This is a genomic window from Kluyvera sp. Awk 3, assembly GCF_028069715.1.
Taxonomy (GTDB): domain Bacteria; phylum Pseudomonadota; class Gammaproteobacteria; order Enterobacterales; family Enterobacteriaceae; genus Kluyvera; species Kluyvera georgiana_A.
Genome location: NZ_JANEWH010000150.1, coordinates 1 through 10164 on the forward strand (window position 1 = coordinate 1; position 10164 = coordinate 10164).

General features: G+C 54.4%; 12 protein-coding genes. 5 read left to right on the forward strand and 7 right to left on the reverse strand.

Features of this window, described 5'->3' with window-relative positions; translation table 11 throughout:
- The first annotated feature begins 110 nt into the window (after nt 1-110).
- Together pfkB and NNN71_RS21270 are read left to right on the forward strand one after the other, a co-directional pair.
- Nucleotides 111-1043 (forward strand): 6-phosphofructokinase II, encoded by a 933-nt coding sequence (gene pfkB, locus NNN71_RS21265; RefSeq protein ID WP_271459283.1) that lies wholly within the window; start codon nt 111-113, stop codon nt 1041-1043.
- A 252-nt stretch (nt 1044-1295) separates the two neighbouring features.
- The gene (locus NNN71_RS21270) at nt 1296-2156 is read left to right on the forward strand and encodes a fructosamine kinase family protein (protein WP_167575721.1); all 861 of its coding nucleotides are present in this window, start codon (nt 1296-1298) and stop codon (nt 2154-2156) included.
- A 29-nt stretch (nt 2157-2185) separates the two neighbouring features.
- On the opposite strand, the gene tonB is transcribed toward NNN71_RS21270, so the two are convergent.
- On the reverse strand, nt 2186-2899 hold the full coding sequence (tonB, locus tag NNN71_RS21275) for a TonB system transport protein TonB (RefSeq protein WP_271459286.1): 714 nt from the start codon (nt 2897-2899) through the stop codon (nt 2186-2188).
- Between the two features lie 220 nt (nt 2900-3119).
- On the opposite strand from tonB, the gene NNN71_RS21280 reads away from it, so the two are divergent.
- The gene (locus tag NNN71_RS21280) at nt 3120-3416 is read left to right on the forward strand and encodes a YciI family protein (RefSeq protein WP_064545104.1); all 297 of its coding nucleotides are present in this window, start codon (nt 3120-3122) and stop codon (nt 3414-3416) included.
- Nucleotides 3417-3471: 55 nt separating this feature from the next.
- On the opposite strand, the gene NNN71_RS21285 is transcribed toward NNN71_RS21280, so the two are convergent.
- Nucleotides 3472-3645: a YciY family protein gene (locus NNN71_RS21285; protein WP_122983154.1), complete on the reverse strand. Its 174-nt coding sequence runs from the start codon at nt 3643-3645 to the stop codon at nt 3472-3474.
- Between the two features lie 143 nt (nt 3646-3788).
- Here NNN71_RS21285 and cls point away from each other — a divergent pair, with 143 nt between their 5' ends.
- A complete protein-coding gene (cls, locus tag NNN71_RS21290) occupies nt 3789-5249 on the forward strand; it encodes a cardiolipin synthase (protein WP_167575719.1) in 1461 nt (486 codons plus the stop codon).
- A 33-nt stretch (nt 5250-5282) separates the two neighbouring features.
- Nucleotides 5283-5612 carry an HI1450 family dsDNA-mimic protein gene (locus tag NNN71_RS21295; protein ID WP_163448650.1) on the forward strand — a complete coding sequence of 110 codons (330 nt, stop codon included), beginning with the start codon at nt 5283-5285 and terminating at the stop codon, nt 5610-5612.
- A 41-nt stretch (nt 5613-5653) separates the two neighbouring features.
- Here the strand turns inward: NNN71_RS21295 and NNN71_RS21300 are convergent, their stop codons facing one another.
- From NNN71_RS21300 to oppB, 5 genes are all read right to left on the reverse strand, one after another.
- The gene (locus tag NNN71_RS21300) at nt 5654-6493 is read right to left on the reverse strand and encodes an ion transporter (protein ID WP_411908114.1); all 840 of its coding nucleotides are present in this window, start codon (nt 6491-6493) and stop codon (nt 5654-5656) included.
- Nucleotides 6494-6544: 51 nt separating this feature from the next.
- On the reverse strand, nt 6545-7549 hold the full coding sequence (gene oppF / locus NNN71_RS21305; RefSeq protein WP_163448651.1) for a murein tripeptide/oligopeptide ABC transporter ATP-binding protein OppF: 1005 nt from the start codon (nt 7547-7549) through the stop codon (nt 6545-6547).
- Nucleotides 7546-8541, reverse strand: coding sequence for an ABC transporter ATP-binding protein (locus tag NNN71_RS21310; RefSeq protein ID WP_163448652.1), 996 nt, complete (start codon nt 8539-8541; stop codon nt 7546-7548). The genes oppF and NNN71_RS21310 overlap by 4 nt, the downstream gene beginning before the upstream one ends.
- 11 nt (nt 8542-8552) lie before the next feature.
- Nucleotides 8553-9461 (reverse strand): oligopeptide ABC transporter permease OppC, encoded by a 909-nt coding sequence (gene oppC, locus NNN71_RS21315; RefSeq protein ID WP_271459284.1) that lies wholly within the window; start codon nt 9459-9461, stop codon nt 8553-8555.
- 14 nt (nt 9462-9475) lie between these two features.
- The coding region (gene oppB, locus NNN71_RS21320) for an oligopeptide ABC transporter permease OppB (RefSeq protein ID WP_271459285.1) at nt 9476-10164 on the reverse strand (689 nt) is incomplete at its 5' end.

Here is a 10164-nt window from a genome sequence, read left to right on the forward strand (position 1 = left end):
TTTCTATAAAAATCATGCTGTTGTTTCTTTCATTCTCATCAGGCAAGTGCCAGACTTAAACCAGGTTGTGTCCAGAGCAGTCTATTTGCTCATAAAGGGAGGTTATAGCTATGGTTAAAATTTACACACTGACGCTCGCCCCTTCACTCGACAGCGCCACGCAAACACCACAAATTTATCCCGAAGGTAAACTTCGTTGCAGCGCTCCTGTCTTTGAACCTGGCGGAGGTGGAATCAATGTTGCGCGCGCGATCACCTTTCTGGGTGGCAACGCTACCGCTCTCTTTCCGGCGGGCGGTGCGACCGGAGAACATCTGGTGGCGTTACTACAAGCCGAACATGTTCCCGTCAACAGTGTCGAATCCCGTGAATGGACGCGGCAGAATCTCCACGTCCACGTTGGTGCCAGCGGCGAGCAGTATCGCTTTGTCATGCCTGGCGCCACGCTGCATGATGATGAACTGGAAGCGCTGCAAAACAACATATCGCAGATCGATTCTGGCTCTCTGCTGGTTATTAGCGGAAGTCTGCCGCCAGGAGTCTCCCTCACACAGTTTGTCAGCCTGATTAAATCCGCCCAGCAGCACGGGCTACGCTGCATTATTGATAGCTCCGGCGATGCCCTCGCGGCCGCGCTGGCGATCGGCGACATCGAGCTGGTTAAACCCAATCAGAAAGAACTTAGCGCACTGGTTCAGCGGGACCTGAACCAACCGGATGATGTTCGCAATGCCGCACAGGAGATCGTTCGCAGCGGGAAAGCGCGCCGCGTAGTGGTTTCTTTGGGCGCACAGGGGGCATTGGCCGTTGACGCGCATTCATGCGTGCAGGTTGTCCCACCGCCGATCAAAAGCCAGAGCACCGTTGGCGCAGGTGACAGCATGGTCGGCGCCATGACGCTGAAACTTGCAGAGAACGCCAGCCTTGAAGAAATGGTGCGGTATGGCGTCGCGGCAGGCAGTGCCGCCACGATCAATCAAGGTACCCGCCTGTGTTCACGCGAAAATACTCAGAAAATTTATTCTTATCTGCAACAGCACTAAATGTGCAGGAAAACGGATCTGCGGGGCATCCCGCAGGTCGCTAAATCGCCGTAATCGGCTATGCTAAGCAAACTCCATGGTTAACAATGGGGTGCATACGAAGCGCAGTCATCACACGTCTGTAGCAGAGGGAGTACGATCCTGCCTCTGCGATCTACATTCTTTTTACCCGTTGTGCGGTATAGCTCGAATTTTTACCCAGCAGTAATGCGCTAACCTTATGATACGGCAGAAAACATGGGGAGAGACATCATGTGGCAAGCGATCAGTAGCCTGTTAGGCGAGCAACTTGGAAGTGGCGAAATCGATCTGCGTACTGAACTGCCCGGCGGAGAAATTCATGCCGCATGGCATATACGTTATGCCGGTCGGGATTTCTTCGTGAAGTGCGATGAACGTGAATTGTTGCCCATTTTTACCGCGGAGGCCGATCAGCTCGAGCTGCTCTCTCGCAGTAAAACCGTGACCGTCCCGGAAGTGTTCGTCGTGGGTACAGACCGCGACTACAGTTTCCTGGTGATGGAGTATCTGCCGCCCCGTCCTCTGGACGCACATAATGCCTTCCTGCTGGGCCAGCAGCTCGCTCACCTGCATCAGTGGAGCGACCAACCGCAGTTTGGCCTCGATTTTGACAACGACCTTTCCACCACCCCACAGCCCAATGCCTGGCAACGTCGCTGGTCGAATTTTTTTGCCGAGCAGCGAATTGGCTGGCAGTTAGAGTTGGCCGCAGAAAAAGGCATGGAGTTTGGCGATATCGACGCGATTGTCGATCATATCCAGCAGCGCTTGAGTTCGCATCAGCCGCAGCCTTCGCTGCTGCACGGCGACCTCTGGTCAAACAACTGCGCACTGGGGCCAAACGGGCCGTACATTTTTGACCCGGCTTGCTATTGGGGGGATCGCGAGTGTGATCTGGCGATGTTGCCGCTGCATCCCGACCAACCACCGCAAATATACGACGGCTATCAGTCGATTTCACCGCTGCCAGCGGGATTCCTTGAGCGCCAGCCGATATATCAGCTCTATACGTTGATTAACCGGGCGATTCTATTTGGCGGACAGCATCTGGTGATCGCGCAAAAGGCAATGGATAAGGTTCTGGCCGCATAATGACAAAGCCCCCTTTCGGGGGCTTTTACTTAGTTCATCTGGACGCCTTTCAGGCGGAACTCAATATTCATAATCAGCCCCGTCCCCGGCTTGCCGGATTCGTAACGCCATTTCCGCATTGCCGTTTTAACATCGCGCTCAAACATATTGGATGGCTGCGCTGAGAGGATTTGCACATTCTCCACGCGACCATCGGCGGTCACGTCAAATTTCACCCGTACTTTACCTTCGATACGCAGCGCCTGAGCGCGCGATGGGTAACCCGGCTGCGGGCGATTCAACGCTCGTGGGCCGGTAGGCGCGCTAACCGACGGCGCGCTTGCCCCCGGCAAATTGTTGGCAACCGAACGCGCCGGCGGCGCATCACGGTTAACCGTTGACAGAGGACGCGATTCAACCGGCTTTACTTCAGGCTTCGGCTGTTCGACTTTTTTCACCGGCTTGGGTTTTGGCTTCGGCTTCGGTTTTGGTTTGTGAATAACGACCGGCGCCTGCTGCACCTCCGGAATCGGTGCGGGTTCAGGCTCGGGCTCCGGCTCAACGACTGGCTGCGGCTGAGCGACAGCCTGAGGTGGCTCGAGATCGGCCGGCGCAACCATCGTGACGGTAATCGGCTGCGCGGGAGCGGGCAATTCAATAACCTGATGTACCGAGGTATAAAGCAGACCGGCCACGACGGCACCATGGATGCCAACAGAGAGCAACGTCGGCCACGGAAACCGGCGGGGTAAATCAAGGGTCATTGCAGTCATAGTCGTTACAGTTGAAAAATGAGAACTCGATTTTAAATGCAAATAGCAATCATATTCAATAAGCCATCTTATCTTCGGTCAATTTTCTCCTGCGCCTGGTCAAAAAAACCGCGACGCTTCGCGTGTTTTTCTGCACACAAAACTTTGCATTGCAGTCGCTGGCGCTTTGTCTTACCGTAATCCGCAAACTATTTAAACAGGAGCTCCGCCCGTGCTTTACGTCATTTATGCTCAGGATATCGCCGACTCTCTTGAAAAACGTCTTTCGGTCCGCCCCGCTCATCTGGCTCGTTTGCAGTTGCTGCATGATGAAGGCCGTTTGCTGACCGCCGGGCCAATGCCAGCCGTTGACAGCAACGATCCGGGCGCGGCAGGTTTTAGTGGTTCAACGGTGATTGCAGAATTTGAATCGCTGGAAGCCGCTCAGTCCTGGGCGCAGGACGATCCCTACGTCGCGGCTGGGGTGTACCAGCAGGTTTCGGTAAAACCGTATAAAAAGGTTTTTTGAATTGCGCTAAGCAGGCTGAAAAACAGAGGGCACCCTGACGGTGCCCTTTTAATCATCAGAGATCGTAAATGGCAAACAACAGGCAGTTTCGCTGCCGGCCGACCAGGCACTTTCTGATGGAGTGGATGCGCATATTACGACGCGATTGTGCTTCTAACCAACGCGCTTTGCGACGACTGGCTTGTCTCACCATCCGCCAGCGCCCCACTTCCGGTCTACTACGCTTCATTTCTAACGCTCTTGCTAAAAAAGACGCCCCATTATAGCCCCTTGCAAATGGCTGACCAGCGGTTTCTCATTGCGTTTTTATTTGCCAGATCTCTTCTGATGCGTAAACTCTTAACAACTGGCAAGCAAAAGGATTTTCGAAATATGACAACCGTGTACACCGTAGTAAGTTGGATGGCCATTCTGGGGTATTGGTTGTTAATCGCTGGGGTAACGTTACGTATTCTGATGAAGCGACGTGCCGTGCCTTCAGCCATGGCCTGGCTGCTGATTATTTATATTCTCCCGTTGGTCGGTATCATCGCCTATCTTTCACTCGGTGAACTACACCTTGGAAAACGCCGCGCAGAACGCGCGCGCGCGATGTGGCCGTCAACCGCAAAGTGGTTGAACAATCTAAAAGCCTGCAAACATATCTTCGCCGAAGACAACAGCCAGGTTGCCTCTTCTCTGTTTAAGCTATGTGAGCGCCGTCAGGGTATCGCGGGTCTCAAGGGCAATCAGCTACAGCTATTGACTGAGTCTGACGACGTGATGCAGGCAATCATTCGCGATATTCAGCTGGCGCGCCACAATATCGAGATGGTCTTTTATATCTGGCAGCCAGGCGGCATGGCCGATCAGGTTGCTGAATCGCTGATGGCCGCTGCCCGTCGCGGCGTGCACTGCCGATTGATGCTGGACTCCGCAGGCAGCGTCGCCTTCTTCCGCAGCCCTTGGGCCGCCATGATGCGCAATGCGGGCATCGAGGTTGTTGAAGCGCTGAAGGTTAATCTGATGCGTGTGTTCCTGCGCCGGATGGATTTACGCCAGCATCGCAAAATGATCATGATCGACAACTATATTGCCTACACCGGCAGTATGAACATGGTCGACCCGCGCTTCTTTAAGCAAGACTCCGGAGTCGGCCAGTGGATTGACCTGATGGCGCGTATGGAGGGCCCTATCGCCACCGGCATGGGTATCGTTTACTCCTGCGACTGGGAGATTGAGACCGGCAAACGCATTTTACCGCCGACGCCCGACCTCAACATCATGCCGTTTGAAGAGGCCAGCGGGCATACAATCCAGACGATTGCGTCCGGGCCTGGTTTCCCTGAAGACCTGATTCATCAGGCACTGCTCACCGCGGCGTATTCCGCTCGCGAATACCTGATCATGACGACTCCGTACTTTGTTCCGAGCGAAGATCTGTTGCACGCTATCTGCACCGCCGCGCAGCGTGGAGTTGATGTGAGCATCATTTTGCCGCGTAAAAATGACTCAGTGCTGGTTGGCTGGGCCAGTCGAGCCTTCTTTACGGAACTGCTGGCTGCGGGCGTCAAAATCTATCAGTTTGAAGGGGGCCTGCTGCATACCAAGAGCGTGCTGGTCGACGGTGAACTGAGCCTGGTCGGGACGGTTAACCTCGATATGCGTAGCCTGTGGCTCAACTTCGAGATTACGTTGGTGATAGACGACAGCGGATTCGGTAGCGATCTGGCTGCCGTACAGGACGACTATATTTCCCGTTCACGTCTGCTGGATGCACGACTGTGGGTGAAACGACCATTCTGGCATCGTCTCGCAGAACGACTGTTTTACTTCTTTAGCCCATTACTGTAAAACGTGCCCATTAGCACTCAACAGGTAGCCATCATGGATATGGATTTAAACAATCGTCTGACCGAAGATGAAACGCTCGAACAGGCTTATGACATTTTTCTTGAGCTTGCGGGTGACAACCTTGACCCGGCCGACATTATTCTGTTCAACCTGCAGTTTGAAGAGCGCGGCGGTGCCGAGCTGTTCGACCCTTCCGAAGACTGGAAAGATCACGTTGATTTCGATCTGAATCCCGATTTCTTCGCTGAAGTGGTGATTGGTCTGGCGGATACCGACGGCGGCGAGATCAACGATATTTTCGCCCGCGTGCTACTGTGTCGCGAAAAAGATCACAAGCTTTGCCATATTCTCTGGCGCGAGTAATAAGATAAAGGGCAGCCACGCTGCCCTTTTTTGTCGGCAAATTATTGTTGCCGAGGTAGTGCGGTACCACAGCCGTTGCAATAGCGCGCAGTTGGCTCATGGTGTCGCTGTTTACAATGCGGACACACCCGTTCCTGACGACGTTTCTGGAATTCGCTGGTCATCTGAGCGGTAATAATCCCGGTCGGAATCGCGATCACAGAGTAACCGATTAAGATCAGAACAGACGCCACCATTCTGCCCGCAGCGGTATGTGGCGTAATATCGCCATAACCCACCGTCGTGACCGTCACAATCGCCCAATATACCGCCGTACTCAGCGTCGTAAAACCGTTCACCGGCCCTTCGATTCCGTACATAAGCGCCCCCGCAACAACCATTACGATGCCGATAAACGCGTAGAATAGAATCAGCTGATGACGGGAATTAACGATCGCGCTCCACAAACTATTCAGCGCAGGCATCAGCCGGAGCAGCTTCAAAATTCGCAGTACGCGAATCACACGCATCGCTCGCCAGGCAAACAAATATTCCACGCCGATTTCAGGCCATAGCATGATCACGTAAAACGGCAGAATAGTGGCCAGGTCGATAAATCCCCAGAAGCTGAAAACGTAGCGTGCGGGATTGGGCCAGCAGAATAGACGCAGGAAATACTCCAGCGTGAATACCAGCGTAAAGGCAATTTCCAGCCAGACAAAAGCATGCCATTCATCGTAGGTGAGATGGTAAGTTGTACCGATACCCGACTCAATAAAGATAGTGACAACGCTTAATAAGGCAAAACAACCGCACAGCGCTTCAAACCGGCGCCCAGTCCGCGTGCGTTGATCGAATAAGAAATGATAAAGACGATGGCGCAAAGCGCTAATCCCGGTCACGATGAACCCTCGTATAAAAAATAAGGGCTGGCAACCTGCCAGCCCTGACGATTATAACGGGTCAACCTTGAGACAGGAAACGGCGTGACGGAAACTTCCTTCCAGAAGTGGACGCGTTTGCGCACATTCTGGCCCCGCCAGCGGGCAGCGGGTCCGAAATACACAGCCTGACGGTGGGTTGATCGGCGAAGGCAGTTCGCCCTCCAGAAGCTGAATGGTTTTATTCTGCTCCAGGTCGGGATCGGGCACCGGCACGGCGGACATCAACGCTCTGGTGTAAGGATGCAACGGATTGTTGTACACCTCATCGTAGGTGCCCAGCTCTACCGCATGTCCCAGATACATCACCAGTACACGATCGGAGATATGCTTCACTACCGCCAGATCGTGAGCGATGAAGATCAGCGACAGCCCCATCTCACGCTGTAGTTGCTGCAGCAGGTTGACCACCTGCGCCTGAATCGACACGTCCAGCGCCGAAACTGGCTCATCACAGATAATCAGTTTCGGTTCAAGGATCAGCGCACGCGCAATGCCGATACGCTGGCACTGGCCGCCGGAAAACTCATGCGGATAGCGGTTGACGAGGTTTGGCAGCAACCCCACCTTCATCATCATGGTTTTCACTTTGTCGCGCACTTCCTGACGCGGCATTTTCGGGTAGTAGGTGCGCAGCGGCTCGGCAATGATCTCACCGATAGTCATACGTGGGTTCAATGACGCCAGCGGATCCTGGAAAATCATCTGAATGTCGCTACGCACATTGCGCCACTCATCCGGCTTCATGCCGAGCAGGTCTTTACCCAGCCAGGCCACTTTACCGTCGGTGGCTTTCACCAGACCGATAATGGCTCGCGCAAAGGTTGATTTCCCGCAGCCAGACTCGCCGACCACCCCTAACGTTTCGCCCTCATACAGTCGAAGCGTGACACCATCTACCGCTTTCAGCGTTTTCGGCGGCTGCCAGAACCACTGTTTGCCATCTTTAATCTCGAAGTGGACCTTTAAATCCGCGATTTCGAGCAGTACTTTTCTTTCGTCAGTCACGGCGCTCATACCAGTTCCCCCACGGTCTTAAAGCAGGCGCGTAAGCGGCCTGGCGCAAACTCTTCCAGCGGCGGCGCGCTGCTACACACCTCCATCGCGTGCGGGCAGCGAGGCTGGAACGGGCAGCCGGTTGGCAGACGTAACAGGTTTGGCGGGTTGCCAGGAATGGTCAGCAGCGATTCACCTTCACCGTCCAGACGTGGAACCGCATTCAGCAGACCAATAGAGTACGGGTGCGCAGGCTGGTAGAACACATCGCGCGCTTTGCCATATTCCATCGTGCGGCCTGCGTACATCACCAGCACCTTATCGCAGATCCCCGCAACGACGCCGAGATCGTGGGTAATCATGATAATTGCGGTGTTAAACTCACGCTTCAGTTCGTTCAACAGCGTCATGATCTGCGCCTGAACGGTCACGTCCAGCGCGGTGGTGGGCTCATCGGCAATCAGCAGTTTTGGCCGACACAGCAAAGCCATCGCGATCATCACGCGCTGACGCATACCGCCGGAAAACTCGTGCGGATACATTCGCATACGCTTACGCGCTTCCGGCATTTTGACCGCATCCAGCATTTTGACCGACTCTTCAAACGCTTCGGCCTTGCCCATGCCTTTATGCAGCATCAGCACTTCCATCAGCTGCTCGCCTACCCGCATGTACGGGTTCAGGGAGGTCATTGGGTCCTGGAAAATCATTGAAATCTGCTCGGCACGCAGTTTATTCAGCGCATGCTCCGGCAGGTTAAGGATCTCTTTCCCGTTAAACAGTGCCGAACCGCCGATCCGCCCGTTGCTTGCCAATAGCCCCATCAGGGCAAACGCCGTTTGCGATTTACCCGAACCGGACTCGCCGACGATCCCCAACGTCTCACCCGCACGCAGGCTGAAGTTGAGGTCATTAACGGCGGTCACATCACCGTCAGGCGTCTTAAAGGTCACACGCAGATCTTTTACGTCCAGCAACCGCTGCGACGTCGTTGCCGTTTCAATTATGCTCATGGCAACACTCCTTAACGGTCTTTCGGGTCGAGGGCATCACGCAGGCCATCGCCGATAAAGTTGAAACAAAACAGCGTCACGACCAGGAATCCAGCCGGGAACAGCAGCAGCCACGGCGACACTTCCATCGAGTTAGCGCCATCGCTTAACAGCGCTCCCCAACTGCTCAGCGGCTCTTGTGTCCCCAGACCAAGGAAGCTCAGGAAGGATTCAAACAGAATCATGCTTGGCACCAACAGAGAGGCGTAAACCACCACGACCCCGAGTACGTTCGGCACGATATGGCGGACAACGATGCTCGCGGTAGAGACACCGCCGACCTGGGCCGCCTCAATAAACTCTTTACGTTTCAGGCTAAGCGTCTGACCGCGCACGATACGTGCCATATCCAGCCAGGAAACCATCCCGATGGCGACGAAAATCAACAGGATGTTTTGCCCGAAGAAGGTCACCAGCAAAATGACGAAGAACATGAACGGGAAGGAGTTGAGGATTTCCAGCAGGCGCATCATTACCGAGTCAACTTTGCCGCCCAGATAGCCAGAGAGCGAACCGTACAACGTCCCTACGATGACGGCCACCAGCGCGGCAGCAATACCGACCATCAGTGAGATACGTCCGCCGATTGCCACACGCACCAGCAGATCGCGCCCGGAAGAGTCGGTGCCAAAATAGTGACCGGACTCCATATCTGGCGCGTTGGACATCATGCCCCAGTCGGTATCGAAGTAGGAAAACTGCGATAGCATCGGCGCCAGCGTTACGAAGAGCGCAATCAGCACCAGCACGACCAGGCTGGTGATCGCCGCGCGGTTATGCATAAAGCGTCGGCGCGCATCCTGCCACAGGCTACGCCCTTCGACTTCCAGCTTCTCGCTGAAACTTTCCAGCGCCTCGCTGTTCTTTTTACTTAACATCATAGCGAGCTCCAGCCTTAATAACGGATTTTCGGGTCAATAACGGCGTAGAGCACATCTACCACCGCGTTAAACAGGATCGTTAATGCGCCAACCAGAATCGTCAGGCTAAGCACCAGAGAGTAATCGCGGTTAAGCGCTCCGTTAACGAACAGCTGTCCAATCCCCGGCAAGCCGTAGATGGTTTCAATCACCATCGAACCGGTAATAATACCGACGAAGGCAGGCCCCATATAAGAAAGCACCGGCAGCAGCGCGGGTTTTAACGCGTGGCGGAAAATAATCCGCCGCATCGGCAACCCTTTTGCGCGGGCGGTACGAATAAAGTTGGAGTGTAAAACTTCAATCATCGAGCCACGGGTAATACGCGCAATGCTGGCAATATAGGCCAGAGAGAGCGCAACCATCGGCAGAATCATGAATTTCAGCGCCCCACCGTTCCAGCCGCCGCCGGGCAGCCAGTGCAACGTAATCGCAAATATCATCACCAGCAGCGGCGCGACGACAAAGCTGGGAATAACCACCCCGGTCATTGCTACCCCCATGACCGCATAGTCCCATCTCGTGTTCTGTTTTAATGCCGCAATCACCCCAGCCGTGACGCCCAAAATAACCGCCAGCAGAAACGCTGCCGCGCCTAATTTTGCCGACACCGGGAAGCTCACTGCGACCAGATCGTTAACGGAATAATCTTTATATTTAAAGG

Coding starts and splice junctions, on each gene's coding strand:
- pfkB (WP_271459283.1), top strand. CDS start 111: ATGGTTAAAATTTACACACTGACGCTCGCCCCTTCACTCGACAGCGCC.
- NNN71_RS21270 (WP_167575721.1), top strand. CDS start 1,296: ATGTGGCAAGCGATCAGTAGCCTGTTAGGCGAGCAACTTGGAAGTGGC.
- tonB (WP_271459286.1), bottom strand. CDS start 2,899: ATGACCCTTGATTTACCCCGCCGGTTTCCGTGGCCGACGTTGCTCTCT.
- NNN71_RS21285 (WP_122983154.1), bottom strand. CDS start 3,645: ATGAAGCGTAGTAGACCGGAAGTGGGGCGCTGGCGGATGGTGAGACAA.
- cls (WP_167575719.1), top strand. CDS start 3,789: ATGACAACCGTGTACACCGTAGTAAGTTGGATGGCCATTCTGGGGTAT.
- NNN71_RS21295 (WP_163448650.1), top strand. CDS start 5,283: ATGGATATGGATTTAAACAATCGTCTGACCGAAGATGAAACGCTCGAA.
- oppF (WP_163448651.1), bottom strand. CDS start 7,549: ATGAGCGCCGTGACTGACGAAAGAAAAGTACTGCTCGAAATCGCGGAT.
- NNN71_RS21310 (WP_163448652.1), bottom strand. CDS start 8,541: ATGAGCATAATTGAAACGGCAACGACGTCGCAGCGGTTGCTGGACGTA.
- oppC (WP_271459284.1), bottom strand. CDS start 9,461: ATGATGTTAAGTAAAAAGAACAGCGAGGCGCTGGAAAGTTTCAGCGAG.